The sequence below is a fragment of the Streptomyces sp. NBC_00358 genome (assembly GCF_036099295.1).
Classification (GTDB): Bacteria; Actinomycetota; Actinomycetes; order Streptomycetales; family Streptomycetaceae; genus Streptomyces.
Map to the genome: position 1 here is coordinate 1,987,797 of NZ_CP107976.1, position 25,738 is coordinate 2,013,534.

Sequence of the window (25,738 nt, forward strand, 5' to 3'; positions counted from 1 at the left end):
GGGATCCGGTGACGCGGCCGTGGAACCGGACGGCATGACGCCCGAGTCCCTCGCCGAGGCTCTCGGTGTCCCGGTGGCCGACTGGGACAACCCGCTGCGCGACCCGCGCGACCGCCGGCTCCCGCGGATCGCCGGGCCTTCCGGTCTGGTCATCTTCGGTGTCACCGGCGACCTGTCCCGCAAGAAGCTGATGCCGGCCGTGTACGACCTCGCCAACCGGGGTCTGCTGCCGCCGGGCTTCTCGCTCCTCGGGTTCGCCCGTCGCGAGTGGGAGGACCAGGACTTCGCGCAGGTGGTGCACGACTCGGTGCGCGAGCACGCGCGGACCGAGTTCCGCGAGGAGGTCTGGCAGACGCTCGCCGAGGGCATGCGGTTCATCCCGGGAGACTTCGACGACGACGACGCGTTCAAGCAACTGCGTTCGGCTGTCGATGAGTTGGACGCGTCCCGGGGCACCAGCGGCAACTACGCCTTCTACCTCTCCGTACCGCCGAAGTTCTTTCCGAAGGTGGTCCGGCAGCTCAAGAAGCACGGACTGGCCGACGCTCCCGAGGGTTCCTGGCGGCGCGCGGTCATCGAGAAGCCGTTCGGCCACGACCTGGCGAGCGCGCGCGAGCTGAACCGCATCGTGCACGACGTGTTCGACCCGGACCAGGTGTTCCGTATCGACCACTACCTCGGCAAGGAGACCGTCCAGAACATCCTGGCGCTCCGCTTCGCCAACCAGATGTACGAGCCCGTCTGGAACCGGTCGTACGTCGACCACGTCCAGATCACGATGGCCGAGGACATCGGCATCGGCGGCCGGGCCGGCTACTACGACGGCATCGGGTCCGCCCGGGACGTGATCCAGAACCACCTCCTCCAGCTCATGGCGCTCACCGCCATGGAGGAACCGGCCGCCTTCGACGCCGAGTCCCTGCTCGCCGAGAAGCTCAAGGTCCTCAAGGCCGTGAAGCTGCCGGAGAACCTGGGCGAGCACACCGTGCGCGGCCAGTACGCGGCGAGCTGGCAGGGCGGCGAGAGGGTGCGCGGCTACCTGCAGGAGGACGGCATCGACCCCCGGTCGACGACCGACACCTACGCGGCCGTCAAGCTCCAGGTGGACAACAGGCGTTGGGCGGGCGTGCCGTTCTACCTCAGGACCGGAAAGCGCCTCGGCCGACGGGTCACGGAGATCGCGGTGGTCTTCCAGCGTGCCCCGCACTCCCCGTTCGACTCCACCGCCACGGAGGAACTCGGCGCGAACGCGATCGTCATCCGCGTCCAGCCCGACGAGGGCATGACGGTGCGCTTCGGATCGAAGGTGCCGGGTACCTCGATGGAGATCCGGGACGTCACCATGGACTTCGCGTACGGCGAGTCGTTCACCGAGTCCAGCCCGGAGGCGTACGAACGGCTGATCCTGGATGTCCTGCTCGGCGACGCCAATCTCTTCCCCCGCCACCAGGAGGTGGAAGAGTCCTGGAAGATCCTCGACCCGATCGAGGGGTACTGGGATGCCCACGGCACGCCCGCGCAGTACCCGTCGGGCGGTTGGGGCCCGAAGGAAGCCGACGAGATGCTCGCACGAGACGGACGGAGCTGGCGCAGGCCATGAAGATCGACCTGACCGATACCACGGCAAGCAAGATCAACAAGGCACTCGTACGGGGGCGCCGTGCCATCGGCACCCCGGCCGTGGGCATGGTCCTGACGATGGTCATCGTCACCGACGAGGAGAACGCGTACGACGCCATCAAGGCGGCCGAGGAGGCCTCCCGCGAGCACCCCTCACGCACCCTGGTGGTCATCAGGCGCGTGGCCCGCACCCCGCGCGACCGCACCAACTCCCGTCTGGACGCGGAGGTGCGTGTGGGTTCGGACGCGGGCACCGGCGAGACGGTCGTCCTGCGGACGTACGGCGATGTCTCCGACCACGCCGACTCGGTGGTCCTGCCGCTGCTGCTGCCGGACGCCCCGGTCGTCGTCTGGTGGCCGGTGGACGCGCCCGACATCCCGGTCAAGGACCCGCTGGGCGCCCTCGCGCAGCGCCGGATCACCGACATGTACGCGGTCGAGACCCCGCTCCAGGCGCTGGACGCCCGTGCCTCCTCGTACGCGCCGGGCGACACCGACCTGGCGTGGACCCGGCTGACGCCCTGGCGTTCGATGCTGGCGGCGGCCCTCGACCAGGCCCGCACGAAGGTGATCTCGGCGACCGTCGAGAGCGAGGCGCAGAACCCGAGCGCCGAACTGCTGGCCCGCTGGCTGGAGGCCCGCCTCCAGGTCAAGGCCGAACGTGTCGTCACGGCGGGCCCGGTGGTGACCGCCGTCCGGCTCGGCACCGAGAACGGCGAGATCGTGATCGACCGCCCGGAAGGCCCGCTGGCCACCCTGTCCCTGCCCGGTCAGCCCTCCCGCACCCTCGCGCTGAAGGTGCGCTCCACCTCCGAGCTGATCGCCGAGGAACTGCGCCGCCTCGACGCGGACGAGATGTACGCCATCGCCCTGCGCGGCGAGGCCACCAAGGAGACCCCCCGTCATGTCTGACTACCCCAAGCCCACCCGGCGTCCCGAGTGGGTGGCCCTGGAGGACCACCGCGCGACCGCGCTGCTCCACCCACGGCTGCGTGACCTGTTCGCCGCCGACCCCGCCCGCGCCGAGCGTTACGCCGTACAGGTCGGTGACCTGCGGATCGACTACTCCAAGCACCTCATCACCGACGAGACGCTGGCCCTCCTCCAGGAACTCGCCACCGCCACCGACGTGTTCGGGCTGCGGGACGCGATGTTCCGGGGCGAGAAGATCAACGTGACCGAGGACCGTGCGGTGCTGCACACCGCGCTGCGGGCGCCGCGGGACGCGGTCGTGGAGGTCGACGGGGAGAACGTGGTGCCGGCCGTGCACGCGGTCCTCGACAGGATGGCGGGTTTCGCCGAGCGGGTGCGTTCGGGCGAGTGGACCGGTCACACCGGCAAGCGCATCAAGAACGTCGTCAACGTCGGTATCGGCGGCTCGGACCTGGGTCCGGCGATGGCGTACGAGGTGCTGCGCCCGTTCACCGACCGCGGTCTCACGCTGCGGTTCGTGTCGAACGTGGACGGCGCGGACCTGCACGAGGCGGTGCGGGACCTGGACCCGGCGGAGACGCTGTTCGTCATCGCCTCGAAGACGTTCACCACGATCGAGACGATCACCAACGCGACCTCCGCGCGGGACTGGCTGCTGACCGGGCTGAAGGCCGGTCAGGAGGCGGTGGCTCGGCACTTCGTGGCGCTGTCGACGAACGCGGAGAAGGTCGCCGACTTCGGGATCGACACGGCCAACATGTTCGAGTTCTGGGACTGGGTCGGCGGCCGCTACTCCTACGACTCGGCGATCGGCCTCTCGCTGATGATCGCGATCGGCCCGGAGCGCTTCCGTGAGATGCTCAACGGCTTCCACCTCGTCGACGAGCACTTCCGCACGGCCCCGGCCGAGTCCAACGTGCCTTTGCTGCTGGGTCTGTTGGGTGTCTGGTACGGCAACTTCCACGATGCCCAGTCGCACGCCGTGCTGCCGTACTCGCACTACCTGTCGAAGTTCACGGCCTATCTCCAGCAGCTCGACATGGAGTCCAACGGCAAGTCCGTGGACCGTGAGGGCCGCCCGGTCGAGTGGCAGACCGGCCCGGTGGTCTGGGGCACGCCCGGCACCAACGGCCAGCACGCGTACTACCAGTTGATCCACCAGGGCACCAAGCTGATCCCCGCCGACTTCATCGGCTTCGTCAACCCGGTCGATGAACTGAGCGACGGACTCGCCGCCCAGCACGACCTGTTGATGGCGAACTTCTTCGCGCAGACGCAGGCGCTGGCCTTCGGCAAGACCCCGGACGAGGTACGGGCCGAGGGGGTGCCCGAGGAACTGGTGCCGCACAAGACGTTCGAGGGCAACCACCCCACGACCACCATCCTGGCCCGGGAGTTGACGCCTTCGGTCCTCGGCCAGTTGATCGCCCTCTACGAGCACAAGGTGTTCGTCCAGGGCGCGATCTGGAACATCGACTCCTTCGACCAGTGGGGCGTCGAACTCGGCAAGGTGCTCGCCAAGCGCGTCGAGCCCGCCCTCACCGAGGGCGCCGACGTCCCCGGACTCGACCCCTCCACGGCCGCCCTGGTGGCCGCTTACCGCTCCCTCCGAAAGAAGTGAACTGACAATGCAGCTCGGACTCATCGGTCTCGGCAAGATGGGTGGCAACATGCGCGAGCGCATACGCCGCGCGGGACACACCGTCATCGGCTACGACCGCAATCCGGACCTCGCCGACGTGCACAGCCTCACCGAACTCGTGGGCAAGCTCGAAGGCCCGCGCGTGGTCTGGGTGATGGTGCCGGCCGGCGCCCCCACCCAGTCCGTCATCGACGAACTCGGTGACCTGCTGGAGGCCGGCGACACGGTCGTGGACGGCGGCAACTCCCGCTGGACGGACGACGAGAAGCACGCCCAGGAGCTGGCGGCCAAGGGCATCGGCTTCGTCGATGCCGGTGTCTCGGGCGGGGTGTGGGGCCTGGAGAACGGCTACGCGCTGATGGTCGGCGGCGACGCCGAGAACATCGAGAAGGTGCGGCCGGTCTTCGACGCGCTCAAGCCCGAGGGCGACTTCGGCTTCGTGCACGCGGGCAAGGTGGGCGCGGGCCACTTCTCCAAGATGGTCCACAACGGCATCGAGTACGCCATGATGCAGGCCTACGCCGAGGGCTGGGAGCTCCTGGAGAAGGTCGACTCGGTCACCGATGTGCGCGAGGTGTTCCGCTCCTGGCAGGAGGGCACCGTGATCCGCTCCTGGCTGCTCGACCTCGCGGTCAACGCCCTGGACGGCGACGAGCACCTGGACAAGTTGCGCGGCCACGCGGACGACTCGGGCGAGGGCCGCTGGACCGTCGAGGCGGCCATCGACAACGCCGTTCCGCTGCCCGCCATCACGGCCTCCCTCTTCGCGCGCTTCGCGTCCCGCCAGGACGACTCGCCGCAGATGAAGATGATCGCGGCGCTGCGCAACCAGTTCGGCGGCCACGCCGTCGAGTCGGCGAAGTAGGACCGACCATGGGCGATCTCATCCTGGTCCGCCACGGAGAGACCGAGTGGACCCTGACGGGACAGCACACGAGCTGGACCGATCTTCCGCTCACCCGGCACGGCGAGGAGCAGGCCAAGTCCCTTGCGCCGTTCTTCGCCGGGCACTCCTTCGCCCAGGTCCTCACCAGTCCCCTCGACCGCGCGGTACGGACAGCCGAGCTCGCGGGTCTGTCCGGCGCGCGGGTCGATCCCGATCTGCACGAGTGGGACTACGGCGGCTACGAGGGGATCACCACCATCGCCGTCCACCGGGCCCGGCCCGACTGGGTGCTGTGGAACGACGGGGTGCCGCCCGGCCCGGACGGCCACCCCGGCGAGTCGCCCCACGAGGTGGGGGTGCGCGCCGACCGGGTGCTCTCCCGGGTGGACGCGGCGCTCTGCAACCACCCCGGCGATGTGGTGCTGGTGGCGCACGCGCACTTCCTGCGCGTCCTCACGGCCCGCCGGCTGGGGCTGCCGCCCGAGTCGGGCCGGCTGTTCCAGCTCTCGACCGGGACCGTCAGCAGACTCTCCACCGAGCACGGCGATCCGGTGATCGCCACCTGGAACGAACCGGGAACTCCCGTCACGGTCCACTAGATTCCGCGGCTCCACCGGACCGCGGAAACCGGGGAGAGCCCGGTCCGCCCGCTCGGGCGGACCGGGCTCTCCCCGGCGGCGCCGACACTCCGAGACCGCGGGCACCGTACGTCGAGTACGGGTCCGCGGTCTCGTGCGTTCCGGCGAATTCCAGGGGGCCGCGTCCAGGGGGCCGTATCCAGCAGGCCGCCAGGACGCAGTCTCGGCGACTTCGACAGGACCGAGCAGGCCCTCGTGCGGGGGGCGTGCCTCACGCTCGAACTGCCACCGCACGAGTCCGACCCGCAGGACTCCCTCCGCGGCTGACCGGGCCCCGGCCGCACCGGGTCTCCGGCTCGCCCACCCTCCCCGGTGGGCCGAACGGGTCGATCCGGGAGCCCGTCCCGGCGCGTCCGCGAACACCTGAACGGCCCTGTCCGGCGCCGGCCGCGCCACCGTCGTGCCCCGTTCGCCGTCGACCGCGCCATGGCGAGCCCGCAGAGCCGTTGCGCGTCGGCCGCGTCACGGGCGAGCCCGCTCCGGTGGCGCCGTGCTCTCCGGCGGTGCCACACCCGAAGTCACCGGTCCAGTAGGGGAGTTCCGGACCGCCTGGGGTACCTCCCCGCCCGGACGGGACCGAGGACCGGGAGAGGCGCTGAAGCAGAGGAGCAGGCAGGCCGGCGGGCCGAAGGGCGATCGGGTGGACGGAAGAGCGGGAGGAGAAGGCGAGGGCAGGCGAAGCCGCCCGACCTCGCCTCGGGCACCCTGCTCCTAGAATCGCGGACACCGATCGTCTCGCCCGAAGGAACCCGATGACCAGCGTCGAAGAACCGGCACGACCAGGCGGGCGTGTCCGTGACGCCGCCCGCACCAAGGCCGAGATTCTCGACGTGGCGACCCAGGAATTCTCCCGCGCCGGTTTCGCGGGCGCCCGTGTCGACGAGATCGCCGCCCGCACGAGCACCACGAAGCGGATGATCTACTACTACTTCGGCGGCAAGGAGCAGCTCTTCACGGCGGTGCTGGAGCGCGCCTACTCGGTGATCCGGCAGGCCGAACAGGAGCTGGACGTCGAGCATCTGGACCCGGTCGCGGCCATCCGCCGGCTCGCCGAGCTGACCTTCGACCACCATGAGACGCACCCCGAATTCATCCGTCTGGTGACCATCGAGAACATCCACGAGGCCGAACACATCGTCAGTTCCGAGGAGTTGGGCAGCATCGGCTCGCCCGCGCTCGACGTGATCGGCCGGATCCTGGACGCGGGCCGGAAGTCGGGACTGTTCACCGCCGACGTCGACGCCGTCGACCTGCACGCGATGATCAGCGCCTTCTGCTTCTTCCGGCTCTCCAACCGCCATACGTTCGGCGCCCTGTTCGGCCGCGACCTGATCGCCCCCGACCAGCGGGAGCGCTATCGAACGATGCTCGGCGACATGGTCATCGCCTATCTCACCGCGGACCGCGCGACGGACCGGGCACGGGAAGACACGGGCACGGCCAAGCCGTGACGAGAGCGGGAACACGCGAGCCCACCGGCCCCGAGGGCCTCCTCGGCCCGCCGGCTCGACGCGACGACGCCCGCTCCATGGGTTGACGTGAGCACAGCAGCTGCATAGCTTGCCTCTTGCAGTATCGAATTGAATCGTTTCAAAACAGTTCGAGCCGCTATCCACCCGCCCTGGCCTGCACCTTCCTCGGCGGAGCATCGTCGCGTCCAGATCATCAAGGGCAGCACCCGCACCCTCGGAGTACGCATGATCATTTACGGCACAAGGCATCTACCCCGCAGGCGCCGCCGGGCCGGCGCGGTCATCTCGCTGGGCCTCGCCCTCATCCTCGCCGCGCTCGCCCAGTCGATGGCACCGTCCGCCGCAGCCGCGACGCCGGCTCTCGTCTCCGCGGAGCACGCGGCCCGTTCCCAGGCACCCCGGGTCCCCAGTGACTGGCGGGAGTACGTCCGGACTCCGAAGCGTTCCGATGTGTGCCCGGTTTCCGTGGTCAGCACGTCGGGCGCCGTCGAAGGCGCCCGGAACCTTCTGTGCGGCGGGTCGGGCGGAGCGACGCTGACCTACGTCGCCGGCGGAGAAGCACCGACGATCCTTCTCGACTATGCCCAAGAGGTAGGCGGACTGCCCTACTTCAACGTCTCCGCCGAGTCCGGGTCCCCCACCCTGAAGGCCGCGTACAGCGAGGGCCTGCCGTACATGAGCCCGTCCGGTGACGGGTCGCCGCCATGGGCCGACGGCGACGGTTCTCGATCCGACACCTACCAGGTCTCCGGGCCGGGCACGATCACCAACCGCTCCGCACAGGGAGGCGAGCGGTATCAGCAGATCACGCTCTCCACACCGGGCCGCCTGACGCTGAGCAAGGCCGGAATCAACTACATCGCCGACCGCACCCAGGCAGCCGGGTACGGGGGCCACTTCCTGTCGAGTTCGGACGAGCTGAACAAGATCTGGTACGCCGGTGCCTACACCTTGCAGACCGATCTCGTTCCGGCCAACTCCCTTCCCGGGTCCTGGTCCGTCCAGGACGGCGCCTTGAACGCGGGCGGTTCCAAGATCAATGACGGTGCCGGGGTCCTGAACCGCGGAGTCTCCTGGAGCGACTACACGACGACCTTCCGGACGAAGATCCTTCACAACCAGGCCGGGTGGATGGTCCGCGCGCGGAACTCCCAGAACGGCTACCTGTTCATTCTCGATGACAGCACCGACACCGGCGGCGCCCCGAACACGCTGCAGAAGTTCAACGTCCACGACGGGGCCTACACCAGTCTCGGCTCCGTATCCCTGCCGTCCCCCGTGGACGAGGGCACCTGGCACACCGTGGCCACCACGGCGTCCGGAACCGGCGTGACGATCTCACTGGACGGCAGGCAGATCGACCGCGTGGACACGTCGGCACTGCCCTCCGGCGCCGTTGCCGATCCCGCTGGAACCATAGGGTTCCGTGAGTTCGGCGACGAGAAGGCCGCCTTCACGGACCTCACTGTCGTCAGCGGTACGGGCACGACGCTGTACAGCACCCCTCTGACCACTCCCGCCGCGCTCGCCGACTTCACTCCGCCGGGCTCCAACGCGCTGGCGTCGGTCCTCGACGGAGCCAGGCGCGACCGTGCGATCTGGAGCGGCGACATCCTGGTCGAGGGCCTCACCGACTACTACTCCGTGAACAACCCGGAGTACATCAAGCAGTCCCTGAACCTGCTGGGCAGCCGGCAGCTTTCCAGCGGGTTCGTTCCCGGCGCCCTTCACCCGGCGACCGTGCCGCACCTCGGACCGCTCATCCCGGGCGACACGACCACCTACTCGGCCACGTACTCCATGTACTTCGTGGCAGGCCTGGCAAGTTACTACCTCCACACCGGCGACAAGGACTTCATCACCGCGCAATGGCCCGTCGTCAAGCGTGAGCTCGCCTGGAACGCGACGCGGCTCGACGGGAACGGCCTGTTCTCGACCAGGGCCGGAGTCGACGGCGCGGACTGGGACTTCTACGACGGCGACAAGGGCGGCGAGGTCTCCGCCTACAACATCCTCTACTACAAGACACTGCTCGACGGCGCCGCGCTGGCGACCGCCGTGGGAGAGACCTCACAGGCCGATGCCTTCAGGGCGGACGCCGAGACGCTGAGGACGCGGATCAACGAGCGTCTCTACGACTCGACGAGCGGCCTCTACAAGATCAGTGACAGTCAGTCAGGAGTCGCGCAGGACGCCAACGCCCTGGCCGTCCTGTACGGAGTCGCGCCGTCCTCGAAGCAACAGGAGATCCTGGCCAAGCTCAAGTCGGCCCTGTGGACATCCCCTTACGGACCGCTTCCCTTCTCCTCCGACGCGGGCAACAAAGGCCTGGTCAGCCCCTTCATCAGTGGGTTCGAACTCCAGGCACGCCTGGCGGCCGGCGACACCGCGAACGCGCAGGAGCTCCTGCACGACGTGTGGGGTCACATGATCGCTCCGGGCCCGGACCAGACCGGGACCATGTGGGAGAACATATCCGGCAGCGACGGGACACCTGGCCTGGGTTCGGGGACGAGCCTGTCCCACGGGTGGTCCACCGCCCCGACATCCGCGTTGTCGAGCTACGTACTGGGCGTTCGTCCGGACGCGGCGGGATACAGCAGTTGGACCGTCCAGCCCCACCCCGGAGACCTCACCTGGACGCGAGGAAGTGTCCCCACCCCGCACGGCGACATCGATGTCCGGTGGACCGCCAGGAGTGGCACGGACCGGTTCACTCTGACCGTCGACGCCCCCAGGGCCACGAGTGGCACCATCGCGATCCCGGTCTCCAGCCAGGCCCGCACGGTCGCCGTCAACGGCAAGGTGGTGTGGCGCCACGGGGCCTTCGCCGCTGCGGCTGGAGTCACCGGCGGCCGCTTTGAATCCGGCTACCTCTACCTGAAGGTGAAGCAGCACGGCACCTACACGGTCACCTCGCGCTAGCCGGGCCCGACCGCGGTCCTCCGGACACGCTCCTGGCACGGCCGGCCCGTAGCTCTCAGGGCCCCGGGATCCCTTCCCCGACCAGCCGCGCTCCCGTGCCAGGAGTCTCCCGGAGGAGCAACGCCGTCGCCGGCCCCGCCGTCCTGGGGCCGGCGTTTGGCCTTCCGGGCGAGCGTCGCCGTCGCGGCACCGGCTCCCGGGGCCGACCGGAACAACCGCGCCCTGTGGAGCATTTGGTACACCGTCCCGCCGCACCCGACGATCACCACCCCGGAAACGCTCGTATCTGCGGCACCCTTGGGAGTGAGACTCCGCGCACCCCGGCCGGATTCAGGGACGGCCGGCGTGCGCGGAGGCCTCGTCGGCCGCCGGAGCACCGGGCATGCCGACCATCGGCCCGGCGCGGCGCGTCACCGCCCCGGCACCCGGGGGACTCCGTATCAGCGTCCGGGAATCCCGTACGCCCGCTCCACACGCAGCCGCAGGACGAGCCGGCCGTCACGGACCATGGCGGCACGGTATTCGTCCCAGTCCGGATGTTCGCCGAGGACGTCCCGGTAGACCCGGATCAACTCCTCGACGGTCTCGTCGTGCGGATCACCGGCGACGGGCGTCAGCTCGGCCGCGCCCTCCACGACCGTGTAGGCCCACCGGTCCGCGCTGGTCACGTGGTACGAGGCCCGTGGGTCCCGGCGCAGATTGCGGGTCTTGGCGCGGTCGTCGGTGAGCGAGACACGGATGACCCGCTCGTCGGGGTAGTAGACGTGGCTGACGTTCGAGAGCTGGGGCCGGCCGTCCTTCTTGAGGGTGACGAGCACCCCGCCCTTGTACTCGGAGAGCAGCTTGAGCAGTGCGTCCTGCGTCGCGTCCTGGGTCGCTTCCTCAGTCATACCGGTGTCAACGCTCCGCATCCGGCACCTCATTCCGGACCGGCGGTCCTCCCGGGTCCGTCCGCCCCGGCACGACACCGATAGACAGTGTCTACAAATTCCCCTCTCACCCGTAGACAGTGTCTACCGGCGGCTGGTAGACACTGTCCATGAGTGAGCTGGAGACCACCGGTCTGAGGACGCGCCTGATCGACGTCGGAGTCGATCTCGTGACGCGGGAGGGCGCGCAGGCGCTGACACTGCGGGAGATCGCCCGTCGGGCGGGGGTCTCGCACGGTGCCCCGCGCCGATACTTCCCGACCCACCTGGAGCTGCTGTCCGCCATCGCGCGCCGCGGCTTCACCGACCTCCAGGACCGGGCGGCGCGAAGTGCCCTTGACGGCGTGACCGATCCCCGGGCCCGGCTCACCACCCTGGCCCGGGTCTACCTGGACTTCGCACTGACCCAGCGCGGCATGTACGAGCTGATGTTCCGTCACGACCTGCTGCGGAGCGACCGGTTGGGGCTGCGGGAGACGAGCCTGCCGCTCTTCGGGGCGCTGGTGGACCTCGTCGGCCGGGTGCGTCCGGAGGCCGACGCCCCGATCGTCGCGGGCGCCCTGTGGGCGAACCTGCACGGCATCGCCCAACTGTGGGGCTGGGGAAGCCTGAAGCTCACCACGGGCGCCGACGGCTACGAACCGCTGCTGCACGCCGCGCTCGACGCGCACCTCGGGCCGGAGGAGCGGTGACCGTACCCGGCTCGCGCCACACCGCCGACCGTCCCGCCACGACGGCCACGGCTGCCTCGGGTCCCGGGGCTGCCCCTGCTGCCACGCAACGTCCCGTCCCCTCGGCCGCGCACCGCCGGATCACCCTCGCGAGCAGCGTCGGCGGCGCCGCGATCGTCGCCCTCGACGGCACGGTCCTCACCGTCGCGCAGCCCACGCTGCGGCACGACCTGGACGCCTCGTTGGCGCAGGTCCAGTGGACCAGCACCGCGTATCTCATCGCGGTGGCCGGCCTGCTGGTGTTCTCGGGACGTCTCGGGGACCGCTACGGGCATCAACGGGTCTTCGCCCTCGGCGTCCTGGGCTTCGGGGCGGCGTCGGCGGGCATCGGCCTCGCGCCCGGCATCGGGTGGGTGATCGCGCTGCGCGTCGCCCAGGGCGTCTTCGGCGCGCTGCTGCAACCGGCCACGCTCGGCATGCTGCGCGCCGCGTACCCGCCCGAGCTGCTCGGGATGCCCATCGCGCTGCGGACGAGCGCCATCGGGCTCTCCGCCGCCGCCGGACCGCTGCTCGGCGGTGCGCTGGTCGCCCACTTCGGGTGGCGGGCCGTCTTCTTCCTCAACGCGCCGCCCGCGCTGGCGATGGCCGCGGCCGCGCTCACCGTGCGGGCCCCCGCGGACGCGGAGACCGGCCCCGCCGCGCCCGTCGGTCCCGATGCCCGCGTCGGCCTCGATGTGCCGGGCGCCTGTCTGCTCACGGTGGCCCTGGTCGCCCTCGTGCACACCCTGGTCGCCGTACCCGACACCGGCTGGACCACGGCGACCCTGGCCGGAGCAGCCGTGGTGGCCGTCTCGGGCGCCGCGTTCGTACGCCGGGAACGGCGCGCCGCGAGCCCCCTGGTGCCGTCCGACATCCTCGGCTCGGCGACCGTCGGCGCGGCGCTCGGCATCCTGGTGGCCGCGTCCGCCGCCATGCTCGGCACGCTGTTCGTCGTCAGCTTCTTCCTCCAGACGACCCTGGGGCTCGGCCCGCTGGAGACGGGTCTTCGGGCCCTGCCGGGCGGCGTGCTGATGGTGCTCGGCGCTCCGGTCGCCGCCGTCCTGCTGCGCAGGCTCGGCCCGCGCCGGACCACGATGGCCGGAACGATCGTCCTCGCGCTCGGTGTCCTGCTCCTGGCCCGGCTCCACAGGACGTCGACGGCCCTCCCCGTCGCGGCCGGCCTCCTGCTGCTGGGCGCCGGTTTCGCCACGGTGATGGTGACCGCGACGACGGTCGTCGTGCGGCAGGCGTCCACGGCGTCGGCCGGTGTGGCGGGCGGGTTGCAGCAGACGGCGATGAACGTCGGGCCCACGCTGGGGATCGCGGTGGCGGCCACGCTGATGACGGTGACCCCCGGCGCGGCCGTCGGTCCCCCGCTGACCGCGCTCGCCGTGTTCGCCGCGACAGGAACACTGCTCGCCCTGCTGCTTCCGGGGCACAAGGACATCACGAACACCGCCCGGAGGATCCCGGACGACGCGTCGCCGGCCCGTACGGGACGATAGAGGGTCACGAGCCGCAGCCCGGAGGAGAGCCATGGGACATCTGCGACAGGAGGTCGAGCCGGGGGCGGTCGGCCTCGACGCCGAGGCGCTGGACCGGCTCGACCGGCATTTCGCCCGTCTGGTCGACGAGGGCCGGCTGCCCGGCTACCTGGTCGCCGTCTCGCGGCACGGGCAGGTCGCCCACCTGACCACGTACGGCCGACGCGACCTCGCGGCCGGACTCCCCGTGGAGAGCGACACGTTGTGGCGCATCTACTCCATGACCAAACCGGTCACCTCCATCGCCGCGCTGATGCTCCTGGAAGAGGGCCGCCTCCAACTCGACGACCGCGTGGCCGACTTCCTGCCGGCGTTCGCCGAGCCTCGGGTGTACGTCGGCGGGACGGGACCCGGTGCGACGACACGGCCGGCCGAACAGCCCATCCTGATCCGCCACCTGCTGACCCACACCGCCGGCCTGACCTTCGGCTTCTACCACGCGCACCCGGTCGACGGGCTCTACCGGGACGCCGGTCTGGAGTCCTCGGTGGCACCCGGCACCGACCTGGCCGAGACCTGCGAGGTGTACGCCCGGCTCCCGCTCCAGTTCGAGCCGGGCACCCGGTGGAACTACTCGGTCGCCACCAACGTCCTCGGCCGGGTCGTCGAGGTCGTGTCCGGCCAGGATCTCGACGCCTTTCTCCACGAGCGGATCCTCGGCCCGCTCGGGATGGCGGACGCCGGATTCCAGGTCACGGACGAACAGGAGGGCCGACTGGCCGAGTTGTACGGGGAGGACGGCGAGGGTGGACTCACCCCGATCGCCGGTCTCCCGCTGCGCGGCCGGCCCCGCTTCCTGTCGGGCAGCGGCGGGTTGGTCGCCACGGCCCACGACTACCACCGCTTCATGGAGATGCTCAGGCGCCGCGGCGAACTCGACGGGGTCCGTCTGCTGCGCCCCGGGACCGTGGACCTGATGGCGTCCAACCACCTGCCCGGCAACGCCGACCGCCGCTCGTTCGGCAGCCCCGTGCACCAGGAGCCCGGCAACGCGGGCCTCGGTTTCGGCCTGGGCGTCTCCGTCGTGGTGGACCCGGCGCTCACCCGGGCCCCTTCCAGCGAGGGCGCGTTCGGCTGGAGCGGCGTGGCCACCACGACCTTCTGGGTCGACCCACGCCGCGACCTGACCGTACAGTTCCTCAGCCAACTCCGCCCGACAGCATCCCACTCGGTCTTCCCCGAGCTCAAACGCCTGGTGCACGACGCCGTACGGGACTGACTCCCGAGGCCGTGCACCCGCGCCGGGCGGCCCCGTGATCTCGCCGGGCGGAACCGCGCGGCCGTCACCGTGCGCGGTGACGGCCGGTCCGCGAGGGGGTCGCGGCGTCGGTGTCCGGCGGCCGTGGGGTCGCCCCTGCTCGCGCGAGGACGCGAGAGGGGCGGCGGGACGGGGCCGCGCCCGTCACTCCTCGGTGACGACCGTCTTCGCCGATTCGCAGAAGATCGCCTTCGCCCACTCCTCGCCGTCCAGGTGGGGCAGGTAGTGGTCGAGGCGCTCCCGCTTGGTCAGCAGGTAGGTGAGGTTGTCCTCGCACGGCGGTATCAGGAGCGGCACCTGCTCGGCGACCTTGATGCCGTGGCGGAGCAACGACTCGCGCTTGCGCGGGTTGTTCGACAGCAGCCGTACGGACCGTACGCCGAGGTCGTGCAGCATCTCCGCCGCCACCCGGTAGTCACGGGCGTCCACCGGCAGTCCGAGGGCGAGGTTCGCCTCGACGGTGTCGAGCCCCTCCGCCTGGAGCTTCATCGCCTTCAGCTTGGCGAGCAGGCCGATGCCCCGGCCCTCGTGGCCCCGGAGGTAGACGAGGACGCCGCGGCCCTCCGCCACGATGGCACGCAGCGAGGCGGTGAGCTGGGGGCCGCATTCGCAGTGCTGCGACCCGAAGGCGTCGCCGGTCAGGCATTCGGAATGCAGCCGGGTGAGTACGTCCCCTTCCCGGACGGCATCCAAGTCGCCGTACACGAGGACGACTTGTTCCTCACCACGGTCGTGGTCGAGGTAGCCGACGGCGTGGAAGTCACCGTACTCGGTGGGCAGTGGGGCAATCACGACTCGTTCGACACCTGTGAGGTGGGCATTCCCGCCGAGTACGCCAAAGTTATCTGTCATGATCTGGTTCCTAAGCAGAGTCGAAAGGGCCGTGAAAACATGAGTAGTTCGGGAACGCGCGCGACGGTGTCCGGTGTTCTGTCACTGGACACCACGGAGGATGTCCGCGAGCGGGGGGCCGGTGTCGCCCGCCAGGTCGCCGTCCTTCCCGTCGGCAGCCTCGAACAGCACGGCAGCTATCTGCCCCTGACGACCGACACACTCGTGGCGTGCGCCATCGCGCGGGAGATCGCGGACGCCTATCCCGTGCATCTTCTTCCTCCGGTGACGATCTCCTGCTCGCACGAGCACGCTGCCTGGCCGGGCACCGTCAGCATTTCCGCCGTCACCCTGTACGCCGTGGTCCGGGACATCGCCGCTTCGTTGCGGCGATCGGGCGTCGACACCCTGGTGGTGGTCAATGGACACGGCGGGAATTACGTACTGGGCAATGTGGTCCAGGAATCCGCGGGCACCGGTACGCGCATGGCGCTTTTCCCGGCCATGGAGGACTGGGAAGGCGCGTGTGAACGAGCCGGTGTGCAGACGTCGTTGCTCACCGATATGCACGCCGGAGAAATCGAGACGTCCATTCTCCTGCATGCCCATCCGGAATGCGTCAAAGACGGTTATGAGACCTCCGATTTCGTCGCCGACGACCGTCGGCATCTGCTCACCCTCGGCATGTCGGCCTATACCGAATCCGGGGTCATCGGCCGTCCCTCGATGGCCGGCGCCGAGAAGGGGAAGGAACTCCTCGCCGGGCTGGCCGAGGCCTTCGGAGCGTACTTCTCGTTGGTGACGTCCGAGACGCTGCACTGATCAGGCCCTCCCGCGCTCTCCTCGCGGGGGCGCCGGAGCGCGGCACCCCACCGGACGACCAGGACCGCGGCGCCGGGCAGGCTCGCCGCGAAGCTGAGCACGCCGTAGATCACCGCGACGGTGAGGCCCATCCCGGCGCCGAGTCCGGCGGCGCCGAACGCCCAGGCGGTGGCGCCCTCGCGGGGGCCCCAGCCGCCGATGTTCAGCGGCAGCCCCATGGCGAGCAGGGCCAGCAGCGCCAGCGGCAGCAACCGGACGACGGACGCGCTGGATCCTGCGGCCCGTGCGGCGAGGACGAACATCGCCAGGTGACCGGCGAGCACCAGCACCGAGGCGAGCGTCACGCCGGGCCAGCAGCGCCGGGCCAGCAGGGCACCCCGCGCCTCGACGAGCGCGCCGCGGACCGCGCCGTACCGGCCGGGGCTCGCGGGGGCCCGGCGCCTTCGCGCGACACCGAGAGCCACCGCGCCGACCGCCGCGCAGACCACGAGGATCAGCGCGACCTCGCGGGACTGCTCCAGCGCCGGTGACGGCTGGGTGAGCAGCACCGCCGCGCCGACGGCCACCAGCACGGCCTGTCCCGCGGTGCGTTCGAGCACCACCGCGCGCACGCCCCGGCCGATGTCACCGGCGCTCTGCCCGTGCCGTACGGCGCGGTGCACATCGCCGAGGACTCCGCCGGGCAGCGCCGCGTTCAGGAACAGCGCCCGGTAGTAGTCCGCGACGGCCGCGCCCAGCGGGAGGCGGATGCGCAGTTCGCGCGCGACCAGGCACCAGCGCCAGGCGCTGAACACCGTGGTGAGCAGGCCGATCCCGATGGCCACCGCCAGTGTGGTCCCGTCGATCCGCCGCAGCCCGTCCACGAACACCCCGGTACCCAGACGCCAGAGCAGCACGCCGAGGATGAGGACGCCGGCGACGGTTCCGAGGTGCTTACGGGCCCGGCGGAACGCGAGCCGGGCCCGGGAGGCCTCGGGTGTTCCGGCGGCCTCGGGTGCTCCGCCGGCCGCGGGGCCGGCGGTGTCTCCTGCCGGACCGGGCCCCGGTTCGGGGATGATCAGGTGCGGGCCGTCGAGGTCCGGGGAGGCGGCCGGGGCCGCAACCGTCGTCTCCAGGCCCGCGCTCACGCGGCACCCCCGGACGGGTGGGGCAGGGCCAGCACATCGCTGTGGTGGACGACCACCCGCAACTCGCCCGCGGCGCACGCCGTCAGACGGGACTCCAGGTACGCCTCCGCCCGTGCCGCCAGTTCGGGTCGCTGTTCCACCGCCGCGCCGACCCAGCCGCGCAGCCACTCCGCGGTGAGGGCGGCCTCGTCGGGGCCGAGCCGCCAGGGGCTCGGATTGACCCGTACGGTCGCGCCGCAGCGGGCGAACGCCTCGCAGGCGGCCGTGATGGCGTCCGGGCCGAGCAGTTCGCCGCGCCGCTGGTGGGTGTTGAACGCCTCGGCGATCTCGGCGTCCAGCGGGTCGGCCGGGGTGAGTTCGACGCGGCCGGCGACGGACAGCGTCAGCAGGGCCGGCACACCGGCGCCCGCGCAGGCCGCCGCGAGCCGGTCGATCTCCTCGGTGGTGAGCACGTCGAGCAGCGCCGACGCGGTCACCAGGGAAGCACCGGACAGGGCGTCCGCGGTCAGCCGGCCGATGTCGCCGCGCTGGGTGGTGACGCCGACATGGCTGCCGTCGGCGGCCGCCTTGGGTGCCCCGACCGTCGCGAAGTGCAGCAGGTACGGGTCCCGGTCGTGCAGGATCCAGTGCTGGGCGCCGTCGAGGCGGGGTGCCAGCCAGCGGCCCATCGAGCCGGTCCCGCACCCCAGGTCGTGGATGACCAGGTCGTCGCCGCCGCGTCCCGGCCGGTTGGCCAGCCGGATGCGCAGCGGGTCGAGCAGGTCGGCCGCCCGCGCGGCGGCGTCGGCGGGTTCGCGCAACTGGAGCCACTGGGGCGCGTAGCGCGGCACCTCGTCGGTGTCCTGATCCCCGACTCGCTGACCGGGCACGCCCGTCCTCACCTTCTCCTCGGGGATGCCGGAGTCCGGCCCGCCCGCGGGAGTCGTCGCGGTACTCATGCCGCCCTCCGGGGTTCCTGGGGGAGCCGGCCGAGCACGCCGGCCAGGCTGCGTGCGGTGGTCGCCCAGCCGTCGAGCGCGGCGCGCCGTCCGCGGGCGGCGGCCTTCAGCCGACGGCGTACGTCGGCCTCGCCGAACCAGCCGCGCAGCTCGGCCGCGAGCGCCGCCGGGTCCTCCGGGGGGACGAGGATGCCGGGCACTCCGCCGTCGGGGGCGCGTCCGACCGCCTCGGGCAGCCCGCCCACGTCGGTGGCGAGCACGGGGATGCCGCGTGCCAGGGCCTCGGTGACGGCCATGCCGTACGTCTCGGCGTACGAGGTGAGCACCATGAGGTCGGCGGCGGCGTAGCTGGCGTCGAGTTCGGCGCCGGCCTGCGGTCCGGCGAGGTGCAACCGGTCGCCGAGGCCGTACTCCGCGATCAGGGCGCGCAGGTGGTCGACGTAGGCCGGGTCCTGGGCGAGGCCGCCGACGCAGACGCAGCTCCAGGGCAGGTCGGTGACGGTCGCGAGGGCTTCGATGAGCCGGTGCTGGCCCTTGCGCGGGGTCACCGCGGCGACGCACAGCAGCCGGGAGACGCCGTCGGTGCCGGAGGCGAGCGGTGCGATGTCGGCACCGGGCGCGGCGGCGTGGACGCGGTCGGGGGCGAGGCCGTGGTGGGCGACGAGCCGGCGGACGGCCCATTCGCTGGTGGCGACGACGGCCGACACGGCCCGCAGGGTCGTACGTTCCAGGGCGTCCAGCTCGGCGGCCACGGCGGGCTCAAGTCCGGTCTCGTCGCCGAGCGGCAGGTGGACGAGGACGACCAGACGCAGCCGGTCGGCCTCGGGGGCGACGATCTCGGGGACTCCGCAGGCGACGATCCCGTCGAGCAGGACGACCGTGCCGTCGGGCAGGTCGGCCAGGGTCCGGGCGAGTTCGGTGCGGGCGGCGGCCCCGGGTCGGGGCCACTCCCCGGGGACGACGTGCCGGTGGACCTGCCAGCCGAAGCCGGGCAGGTCCAGGCAGAGCCGGCGGTCGTAGGCGTTGCCGCCGCTCGGCGCGGCCGGGTCGTCGACCCCGCCCGGCATGACGAAGTGCACGGAGCGCAGGGACATGGGAATGATCTCGGCGTTCTTGATGGCCGCGTTCTGCACGGGCACGTAGTTCAGGGCACCCGGTCCGGCGGGCGTGGCGGCACGACCGGACGGTGGGGACGCCTTGTCGACGGTCACATCGGTCACAGCGCACGCTCGTAACTCGCCCAGGCGATGTGCGACTCGTGCAGGGTGACGGTGATGCCGGTGAGGCCCAGGGCGCCTTCGCCGAGACCTCCGGCGTGCACCCGGTCGGCGAGCCGGTCGGCGATGACCTTGGCCAGGAACTCGGTCGAGGTGTTGGTGTCCTTGAAGTCCGGCTCGCTGTCGAGATTGCGATAGTTCAACTCGCTCACGACGGCTCCGAGCTCCTGCGTGGCCAGTCCGATGTCGACGACGATGTTGTCGTCGTCCAGCTCGGGGCGGCGGAAGGTGGCGTCCACCAGGAACGTCGCCCCGTGCAGGCGCTGCGCGGGTCCGAAGACCTCGCCACGGAAGCTGTGGGCGATCATCAGGTGATCGCGGACGGTGATGCTGAACAACGGACGACCCTCCAGGTGCGGTGCGTCTGATCCTCTGCCGGGATCACGTCGTGTAGTACGGCTGTCCGGTTCACCTTGTTCAGCCGCCTGTCGGCCTTTCTTCGGCGTCCGCTGAGGTCAGGCCGGTTCTCGTCGGCTCAAACGTCTTCGTAGGCGACCCGGTGGCACAGGGCGGGTATCGATCCGGAGGCCAGTTTCCCCATCACGTCCGGGAGTTCCCCGAAGGCGCACTCGCCGGTGATCAGGGCGTCGAAGGCGGGTTCGGCGAGGAGGTCGAGGGCGAGGGCCAGACGGTCGGCGTACGTCCTTCCGGCCCGGCCCGAGGGGGAAACGGAACCCACCTGGCTGCTGCGCAGGGTCAGGCGGCGCGAGTGGAACGCCTCGCCGAGCGGCAGGCTGACCCGGCGGTCGCCGTACCAGCTCAGCTCGATGACGGTCCCCTCCCGGGCGAGGAGGTCGATGGAGCGGGTGAGTCCGGCCTCGGTGGCGCTGGCGTGCACGACGAGGTCGAGTTCGCCCTCGGCGTCCTCGGGGAGCGCGAAGTCGATGCCGAGGGCGCGGGCGACCTCGCCGCGCGCCGGGTCGGCGTCGACGAGCTGGACCCGTACGCCCGGGAAGCGGGCGAGCAGCGCGGCGACCGAACAGCCGACCATGCCGCCGCCGACCACGGCGATCCGGTCGCCGATCAGCGGAGCGGCGTCCCACAGGGCGTTCACCGCGGTCTCGACGGTGCCGGCGAGGATGGCGCGGGAGGCGGGCACGGACTCGGGTACCACCGTCACGGCGCTGACCGGGACGACGTAGCGCGTCTGGTGCGGGTAGAGGCAGAAGACGGTGCGCCCGACCAGATGCCCTGGCCCTTCCTCCACCCGGCCGACACTCAGATAGCCGTACTTCACCGGCGCGGGGAAATCCCCGTCCTGGAACGGCGCGCGCATCGAGGCGTGCTGGTTCTCCGGGACTCCCCCGCGGAACACGAGGGTCTCCGTGCCTCTGCTGACCCCTGAGTAGAGCGTGCGGACCAGCACCTCCCCGTCCGCGGGCGCGACCAGGGCGACATCACGGATCTCACCCTGGCCCGGCGAGGCGAGCCAGAAGGCGCGAGCTGTGAGTTCCATGAGCGTCCCCCTGAACGATTCAGCAGATCTTCACGTACGGAGCAGTGACAAGTCGCGCACACGGTACGCGGCGTTGATCGAATCTGTCATTCGGCCGGAGGATGTGCGGTGGCCCTGAACAACATGTACGGCGCGAGGCTTCCCCAGCAGGAGACCATGGTGGGGGCCGGCGTGCAGCTTCTCCTGCTGGCCCTGCTGGGTACGGCGATCGGGATGGGGCCCGCGGGCTGGCTGACCGGCCTGGCGTTCGCGATCGCCACCTGGGCGGTACTCACCCGTGCGCTGCGGCGCTCGCAGCCCCGCTCCTTCGGACCCGCCAACCGTGTCACGCTCGGCCGCGCCATCCTGGTGGGCGGTGTCACCGCGCTGGTGGCGGACTCCTTCCAGAGCTCGCCGCCGGTGAGCCTGCTGGTGGGCCTCACGGCGGTCGCCCTGATCCTCGACGGCGTCGACGGCAAGGTCGCCCGCCGGACCGGTACGTCCTCCGCCCTGGGCGCGCGCTTCGACATGGAGGTGGACGCGTTCCTGATCCTCGTGCTGAGCGTGTACGTCGGGATGTCGCTCGGGCCGTGGGTACTGCTGATCGGGACCATGCGCTACGCCTTCGTCGCGGCGGCGCGGGTGCTGCCGTGGCTGAACGGTGAGCTGCCGCCGAGCATGGCGCGCAAGACGGTGGCGGCCCTGCAGGGGGTCATCCTGCTGGTCGCGGGTGCCGGAATCCTGCCGTACGACGCGACGATGGCCGCCGTGCTGAGCGCCCTGGCGCTGCTCGTGTGGTCGTTCGGACGTGACATCGGGTGGCTGTGGCGGCAGGGCGGGCACGGGCCCGCCGAGGGGAACCCGGCGGACCGGCGGCGCCCCGTGGACGAGCCGGCGCGGGAACTGGTCGGCGCGGCCTCGGGCCCGGTCCGTTCCGAGGGCTGAATCATCCGCCCGCCCGGGTGACTTTCCCCGGCGGGACGACACTCGGCGGCCGACGCCGACGCCACGCGCCGAAAATACCTGACGGAAACTGTCAGGTATCGCCTCCACAGTGGTGCGCACAGACACGGTGGACGTGTCCTGAGCGGGAGGTCGGACATGGCGAGGCACCTGGTCGAGTTCGAGGTGGCGGGCCCCTGGTCCCTGGAGAGCAGCCGGGAGTTCTGGGAGGAGATGGCACCCGTGCCGCCGGCCGAGGCCGGGGGTGAGGGCGCGGCGCTCCGCACGGTCTTCCACGCCGACGCCGACTGGCACCGGGTCGCGGCGCGGGTGACGCAGAACGGCTCCACCGCCCGGGTCGCGGTCACCGGGGACGGTGATCTGGACGCCGCCGCGGAGCAGGTCCGCCGCTTCCTGTCCCTGGACGTCGACGCCCGCGACTGGCCCGCGGTCGGCGACCGCGACCCCGTGATCGGCCGGATCCAGGCGCGCAGGCCGGGACTTCGCCCGTGCGGCTTCCATTCTCCGTACGAGGCCGCGTGCTGGGCGGTGCTGACGCAGCGCACCGGAAGGAACGCGGCCCGCGGCATGCGCGACGACGTCGTCTCCGGCCACGGCACCGCCGGCGCGTTCCCGTCACCCGAGGCCCTGCTCCGGCTGGACGCCGAACTGCCCTGGCGCAAGACCGAATACCTGCACGCCGTCGCACGGGCCGCACTGGACGGAGTGCTCGACGGCGCCCAACTGCGCTCCCTGGAACCGCGGGACGCGATGCGGCAGGTCCAACAGGTCAAGGGGCTGGGCGCCTTCGCCGCCGAACTCGTCGTCGTACGCGGCGCGAACCACCCCGACGTCCTGCCGACGCAGGAACGCAGGCTCGCCGCGGAGATCGCCGAGCGGTACGGGCCGCAGCGCGAGCCGGCCGAGATCTCGCGGGACTGGCGGCCGTACCGCACCTGGGCCGCGCTCCATCTGCGGGTCCTGCGCGGCGAACGCCTGCGCGCGGAGAGGACGGGTACGGCAAGGACGCCCAGGGGATGACCGTCGTCCACCCACCCGGCACACCACGGGAAATCGGACGTCCGCCCGACATTCACGACCTGTCCCGACCGCTAACGAACATCAACTGGCTAGACTACGCACCCTCGTGCACGTGATCGCGCCACGCGCGAGCAAGGCCGTTCCGAAGGGTTTCCACGCTTGATAGCCATCGAAGATGTCAGCAAGCGATACGCCGACGGCACGGTGGCCGTCGATCGCCTGTCCCTCCAGATACCGAACCACTCCATCACCGTGCTCGTCGGACCCTCCGGCTGCGGCAAGACCACCACGCTCCGCATGATCAACCGCATGATCGAGCCGAGCAGCGGCACGATCCGGGTCGACGGCGAGGACATCCGGAGCCGGCCGGTCAACGCCCTGCGCCGCTCGATGGGTTACGTCATCCAGAACGCCGGGCTCTTCCAGCACCGGACGATCCTCGACAACATCGCCACGGTGCCCCGGCTGCTCGGCTGGTCCAAGCAACGTGCCCGGGACCGCGCGGCGGAGCTCATGGAGCGGGTCGGCCTCGACCCGGCCATGGCCCGCCGCTATCCGTACCAGCTCTCCGGCGGCCAGCAGCAACGGGTGGGCGTCGCACGCGCGTTGGCGGCGGATCCGCCCATTCTGCTCATGGACGAGCCGTTCTCCGCGGTCGACCCCGTCGTACGCCGGGACCTGCAACAGGAGTTGCTGCGCATCCAGAGCGAACTGGGCAAGGCCATCGTCTTCGTCACCCACGACATGGACGAGGCCATCACCATCGGCGACCGCATCGCCGTGCTGCGCACCGGCGGCAGGCTCGCCCAGTTCGCGGCACCCGACGAGATCCTCTCGGCGCCGGCCGATCCTTTCGTCGAGCAGTTCCTCGGCGCCGACCGGGGCATCCGCGGGCTGTCCTTCCTGTCCACCCGCGATCTCGAACTCGACCGCTCCCGGGTCTTCCCCGTCGGCTCCGACTGGCGGGAGATCGCCGGGCGCGACCCGCAGGGGACACCCGTACTGGTGACGGACGCCGACGGCAAGCCGCTCGGCTGGGCCGACCCCGGTACCTGGGGCGGGGACATCAAGGACCTCGAACCGTACGGACCGAGCTTCGAGGCGGGCCGCGACTCGCTGCGGGTCGCCCTGGACCGGGCCGTGCTGTCGCCGACCGGCCGGGCGGTCGCCGTCGACGCCTCCGGCCAGGTGCTCGGGGTCGCCGGACAGGAGACGGTCGCCGCGGCGATCCGGGCGGCCCGGCAGGGGCGGTCGGCGGACGTCCCGCAGGAGACGGCTTCGGCTTCGGCGAAGGCCGGGCGATGAACGCGTACTTCCACATGCCGAGCGCCATCCAGCACAGCTATACCGGCCTGATCCTCCTGCATCTGCAGGAGGCGCTCGTCCCCGTGCTGGCCGGTCTGCTGCTGGCCCTGCCGATCGGACTGCTGTGCGTCCACTACGACTGGCTCTACGCGCCGGTGCTGTGGACCTCGACGGTGCTCTACGCGATCCCCTCGATCGCCTTCTTCGTGGTGCTCATCGACTACACCGGGCTGAGCCTGCTGACGGTGATGATCCCGCTGTGTCTGTACAGCCTCGTCGTGCTCGTCCCGGCGGTGGTCGACGGGGTCCGTTCGGTCCCCGAGGAGACGAACGCCGCCGCCTCGGCCATGGGCATCGGCCTCGTGCGCCGCTACTTCCAGGTCCAACTGCCCATCGCCGTACCGGCGATCATGGCAGGGTTGCGGGTGTCCGTCGCCTCCAGCATCAGTCTGGTGAGCGTCGGGGCGCTGATCGGCAACCAAGGGGCGTTCGGAAACGTGCTGACCTACGCGCAGTTGTACGGTCTCCCCCGGCTCGCGGTGACCGCGGTGGTCACCACCGCCGTTCTCGCGGTCGTGATCGACGCGCTGCTGGTCCTGGTGCGGCGGGTCCTGACCCCCTGGCAGCCGCCGTCCAGCGGCACGGCCACGGGCTCCGGAGCCACGACGGCGACGGCCGCCGCCCGGGCCCCGGAGGGTGCCTCGTGAACGTGCTCCACTTCATGCAGGCCTTCTTCAGCGACGGCTCCCACTGGCACGGCTACGACGGCATCCCGCAGCGGGTGTGGGAGCACATCCAGTACACGGCCGGGGCCCTCGCGATCGCCGCGGCCATCGGTCTGCCGATCGGACTCGTCACCGGGCACACCGGGCGCGGCGGCAACGTGCTGGCCTTCGTGTCGGCCGGCGCCCGCGCGCTGCCCACCTTCGGGCTCCTGGTCCTGATGTTCGTCTGGCTGGGGCTCGGCATCGTGCCCGTGATGATCCCGCTCGTGGTGCTGGCGATCCCGCCGATCCTCATCACGACCTACGAGGCGGTCCGCACCGTGGAGCCGTCCCCCGTCGACGCCGCCCGCGGCATGGGCATGCCCGAGACTCAGATCCTGCTGCGGGTCGAGGTCCCGGCGGCACTGCCGCTGATCCTCAGCGGGCTGCGCTCGGCGACGATCCAGATCGTCTCGACGGCGACGATCGCGGCCTATGTGTCCCTCGGCGGGGTCGGCCGGTACATCCTGGACGGCCTGTACCAGCACAAGTACGAGAAGGTCGTCGGCGGAGCCGCCCTCACGGCCTTCCTGGCGCTGCTCGTCCTGGTGCTGTTCTGGGCGGTCGGCAAGCTGGTGGTCTCCCCAGGCGTCCGCAGACGCCGGGCCGCCTGACCCCGCGACCGCCCTGACCCACCGCGGGGACGGCCTTCGGGCCGTCCCCGTCTCCGGGCCGCACAGGAGGCCGCGGAACCGGTGC

General features: G+C 71.1%; 22 protein-coding genes and 1 pseudogene. 16 read left to right on the top strand and 7 right to left on the bottom strand.

What is annotated here, in order from left to right; translation table 11 throughout:
- Positions 1–34 precede the first annotated feature (34 nt).
- The 7 genes from zwf (at position 35) to OHT01_RS08280 (ending at position 10,116) form a co-directional block, all read left to right on the top strand.
- Positions 35–1,600, top strand: a complete 1,566-nt coding sequence (zwf, locus tag OHT01_RS08250) for a glucose-6-phosphate dehydrogenase (RefSeq protein ID WP_328558052.1) — start codon at positions 35–37, stop codon at positions 1,598–1,600.
- Positions 1,597–2,532 carry a glucose-6-phosphate dehydrogenase assembly protein OpcA gene (gene opcA / locus OHT01_RS08255; protein WP_328552472.1) on the top strand — a complete coding sequence of 312 codons (936 nt, stop codon included), beginning with the start codon at positions 1,597–1,599 and terminating at the stop codon, positions 2,530–2,532. The genes zwf and opcA overlap by 4 nt, the downstream gene beginning before the upstream one ends.
- Positions 2,525–4,174 carry a glucose-6-phosphate isomerase gene (gene pgi, locus OHT01_RS08260; RefSeq protein WP_328552473.1) on the top strand — a complete coding sequence of 550 codons (1,650 nt, stop codon included), beginning with the start codon at positions 2,525–2,527 and terminating at the stop codon, positions 4,172–4,174. The genes opcA and pgi overlap by 8 nt, the downstream gene beginning before the upstream one ends.
- A 7-nt stretch (positions 4,175–4,181) precedes the next feature.
- On the top strand, positions 4,182–5,060 hold the full coding sequence (gnd, locus tag OHT01_RS08265) for a phosphogluconate dehydrogenase (NAD(+)-dependent, decarboxylating) (protein WP_328552474.1): 879 nt from the start codon (positions 4,182–4,184) through the stop codon (positions 5,058–5,060).
- Positions 5,061–5,068: 8 nt separating this feature from the next.
- On the top strand, positions 5,069–5,680 hold the full coding sequence (locus tag OHT01_RS08270) for a histidine phosphatase family protein (protein WP_328552475.1): 612 nt from the start codon (positions 5,069–5,071) through the stop codon (positions 5,678–5,680).
- Positions 5,681–6,471: 791 nt separating this feature from the next.
- Complete coding sequence (locus OHT01_RS08275) at positions 6,472–7,170, top strand: TetR family transcriptional regulator (RefSeq protein WP_328552476.1); 699 nt, start codon at positions 6,472–6,474, stop codon at positions 7,168–7,170.
- Between the two features lie 246 nt (positions 7,171–7,416).
- Positions 7,417–10,116 (top strand): alpha-L-rhamnosidase-related protein, encoded by a 2,700-nt coding sequence (locus tag OHT01_RS08280; RefSeq protein WP_328552477.1) that lies wholly within the window; start codon positions 7,417–7,419, stop codon positions 10,114–10,116.
- A gap of 440 nt (positions 10,117–10,556) precedes the next feature.
- Here the strand turns inward: OHT01_RS08280 and OHT01_RS08285 are convergent, their stop codons facing one another.
- On the bottom strand, positions 10,557–11,006 hold the full coding sequence (locus OHT01_RS08285) for a PPOX class F420-dependent oxidoreductase (RefSeq protein WP_328552478.1): 450 nt from the start codon (positions 11,004–11,006) through the stop codon (positions 10,557–10,559).
- Between the two features lie 149 nt (positions 11,007–11,155).
- Here OHT01_RS08285 and OHT01_RS08290 point away from each other — a divergent pair, with 149 nt between their 5' ends.
- Genes OHT01_RS08290 through OHT01_RS08300 form a run of 3 tightly spaced genes read left to right on the top strand, consistent with a single transcriptional unit; the run spans position 11,156 to position 14,518 of the window.
- Positions 11,156–11,737, top strand: a complete 582-nt coding sequence (locus OHT01_RS08290) for a TetR/AcrR family transcriptional regulator (protein ID WP_328552479.1) — start codon at positions 11,156–11,158, stop codon at positions 11,735–11,737.
- A complete protein-coding gene (locus OHT01_RS08295; RefSeq protein WP_328552480.1) occupies positions 11,734–13,260 on the top strand; it encodes an MFS transporter in 1,527 nt (508 codons plus the stop codon). Before OHT01_RS08290 ends, OHT01_RS08295 begins: the two co-directional genes overlap by 4 nt.
- Before the next feature lie 31 nt (positions 13,261–13,291).
- A complete protein-coding gene (locus OHT01_RS08300) occupies positions 13,292–14,518 on the top strand; it encodes a serine hydrolase domain-containing protein (protein WP_328552481.1) in 1,227 nt (408 codons plus the stop codon).
- A 183-nt stretch (positions 14,519–14,701) separates the two neighbouring features.
- Here the strand turns inward: OHT01_RS08300 and ribA are convergent, their stop codons facing one another.
- Positions 14,702–15,409, bottom strand: a complete 708-nt coding sequence (ribA, locus tag OHT01_RS08305) for a GTP cyclohydrolase II (protein WP_328552482.1) — start codon at positions 15,407–15,409, stop codon at positions 14,702–14,704.
- 39 nt (positions 15,410–15,448) lie between these two features.
- Between ribA and OHT01_RS08310 the strand changes: the two genes are divergently transcribed.
- Positions 15,449–16,210 carry a creatininase family protein gene (locus OHT01_RS08310; protein WP_328558053.1) on the top strand — a complete coding sequence of 254 codons (762 nt, stop codon included), beginning with the start codon at positions 15,449–15,451 and terminating at the stop codon, positions 16,208–16,210.
- A gap of 89 nt (positions 16,211–16,299) precedes the next feature.
- On the opposite strand, the pseudogene OHT01_RS08315 reads toward OHT01_RS08310, so the two are convergent.
- The 5 genes and pseudogenes from OHT01_RS08315 to OHT01_RS08335 form a co-directional block, all read right to left on the bottom strand.
- Positions 16,300–17,415, bottom strand: a pseudogene (locus OHT01_RS08315) (lysylphosphatidylglycerol synthase transmembrane domain-containing protein); the annotation flags it as partial.
- Positions 17,334–18,275 (bottom strand): class I SAM-dependent methyltransferase, encoded by a 942-nt coding sequence (locus tag OHT01_RS08320; RefSeq protein ID WP_328552483.1) that lies wholly within the window; start codon positions 18,273–18,275, stop codon positions 17,334–17,336. The gene OHT01_RS08320 and the pseudogene OHT01_RS08315, both read right to left, overlap by 82 nt.
- The gene (locus OHT01_RS08325) at positions 18,272–19,495 is read right to left on the bottom strand and encodes a glycosyltransferase family 4 protein (protein WP_328552484.1); all 1,224 of its coding nucleotides are present in this window, start codon (positions 19,493–19,495) and stop codon (positions 18,272–18,274) included. The genes OHT01_RS08320 and OHT01_RS08325 overlap by 4 nt, the downstream gene beginning before the upstream one ends.
- Positions 19,492–19,890, bottom strand: coding sequence for a 6-pyruvoyl trahydropterin synthase family protein (locus OHT01_RS08330; RefSeq protein WP_261706785.1), 399 nt, complete (start codon positions 19,888–19,890; stop codon positions 19,492–19,494). The genes OHT01_RS08325 and OHT01_RS08330 overlap by 4 nt, the downstream gene beginning before the upstream one ends.
- Positions 19,891–20,027: 137 nt before the next feature.
- A complete protein-coding gene (locus OHT01_RS08335) occupies positions 20,028–21,008 on the bottom strand; it encodes a zinc-dependent alcohol dehydrogenase (RefSeq protein ID WP_328552485.1) in 981 nt (326 codons plus the stop codon).
- A gap of 108 nt (positions 21,009–21,116) precedes the next feature.
- Between OHT01_RS08335 and OHT01_RS08340 the strand changes: the two genes are divergently transcribed.
- From OHT01_RS08340 to OHT01_RS08360, 5 genes are all read left to right on the top strand, one after another.
- A complete protein-coding gene (locus OHT01_RS08340) occupies positions 21,117–21,932 on the top strand; it encodes a CDP-alcohol phosphatidyltransferase family protein (RefSeq protein ID WP_328552486.1) in 816 nt (271 codons plus the stop codon).
- A 156-nt stretch (positions 21,933–22,088) separates the two neighbouring features.
- Positions 22,089–22,970 (top strand): DNA-3-methyladenine glycosylase family protein, encoded by an 882-nt coding sequence (locus tag OHT01_RS08345; RefSeq protein ID WP_328552487.1) that lies wholly within the window; start codon positions 22,089–22,091, stop codon positions 22,968–22,970.
- 159 nt (positions 22,971–23,129) lie between these two features.
- The gene (locus tag OHT01_RS08350) at positions 23,130–24,275 is read left to right on the top strand and encodes an ABC transporter ATP-binding protein (protein ID WP_328552488.1); all 1,146 of its coding nucleotides are present in this window, start codon (positions 23,130–23,132) and stop codon (positions 24,273–24,275) included.
- Positions 24,272–24,982, top strand: a complete 711-nt coding sequence (locus OHT01_RS08355) for an ABC transporter permease (RefSeq protein WP_328552489.1) — start codon at positions 24,272–24,274, stop codon at positions 24,980–24,982. The genes OHT01_RS08350 and OHT01_RS08355 overlap by 4 nt, the downstream gene beginning before the upstream one ends.
- On the top strand, positions 24,979–25,653 hold the full coding sequence (locus tag OHT01_RS08360) for an ABC transporter permease (RefSeq protein ID WP_328552490.1): 675 nt from the start codon (positions 24,979–24,981) through the stop codon (positions 25,651–25,653). Before OHT01_RS08355 ends, OHT01_RS08360 begins: the two co-directional genes overlap by 4 nt.
- The last annotated feature ends 85 nt before the right edge of the window (positions 25,654–25,738 follow it).